Annotated in this window: 1 pseudogene; it reads left to right on the forward strand. The window is 63.5% G+C overall.

Features of this window, described 5'->3' with window-relative positions:
- Window positions 1-204: 204 nt before the first annotated feature.
- Window positions 205-1,060, forward strand: a pseudogene (locus BN1129_RS24100) (leucine-rich repeat domain-containing protein); the annotation flags it as partial.

A 1,060-nucleotide genomic window follows, 5' to 3' on the forward strand; every position in this document is an offset into this window, starting at 1 on the left:
TGCGCTTATTGCACCCTACGTGTTTCATCAATTCGATGGGGCAGTGTTGCTGAGCGCCATGCCCCGTCACCAAGGCAACAAAAGGGGCGATCTGCGCCCCGAATTCTTTATAATGCTCCCCTTTAAAATCGCCGGACTCAGGTCCGGCGCGCGCTTATGGCCGTGTTGCGCCGTCAGGGCGGTCATCAGGATTGAGAAACGGTTATGCATACTCTGGAACAGCTGCGCGCAGGCGAACTGTGCGGTGCCCGCCATCTGAAGATCTCTGAAAACCTGACGGTTTTCCCCCCCGAGATCTTGGGCCTGAAAGAGACGCTGGAGGTGCTGGATCTCACCGGCAACCAGCTAAGCACGCTTCCTGACGAGCTGGCTGGGTTCACCAAACTGCGCATCCTCTTTTGCTCCGAGAACCGCTTTACAGCGTTGCCCGAGGTGCTGGGGCGCTGCCGGTTGCTCACCATGGTGGGCTTTAAGGCCAACCGGATTGCCACCGTGTCGGCCAAAGCGCTGCCTGCGGGGCTGCGCTGGCTGATCCTGACCGACAACGTCATTGAACGGCTGCCCGATGAGTTGGGTCAGTGCGATGCCCTGCAAAAGCTGATGCTGGCGGGCAACCGCCTGCGCGAACTGCCCGCGAGCCTTGTCAACTGCCGTCGTCTGGAGTTGCTGCGCATCGCCGCCAACCGGATCGAACGCTTCCCCGACTGGCTGCTGTCGCTGTCGCTGCCGCGCCTCGCCTGGCTCGCCTATTCCGGCAACCCCTTTAGCGAGGGGGAGGAGGCGCGGGCCATCGATGATGCCCATGTCGCGACCCTTGATTGGGACACGCTGGCACTGGGCGAACTGCTGGGGCAGGGGGCCTCTGGCGTTATCCATAGTGCCACCCGCGACGGATTGCAAGGTGACGGGCCGCAGGCGGTGGCGGTCAAGCTGTTCAAGGGGGCGGTGACCAGCGATGGGCTGCCCCGCTGCGAGATGGCGGCTTCGCTGGCGGCGGGCGCCCATCCCAACCTCATCAAGGTGCTGGGGCGGGTGGCGGATCACCCCTCCGGCATGCCGG

This window comes from Aeromonas popoffii (assembly GCF_000820025.1).
In the GTDB taxonomy this organism is placed as follows: domain Bacteria; phylum Pseudomonadota; class Gammaproteobacteria; order Enterobacterales; family Aeromonadaceae; genus Aeromonas; species Aeromonas popoffii.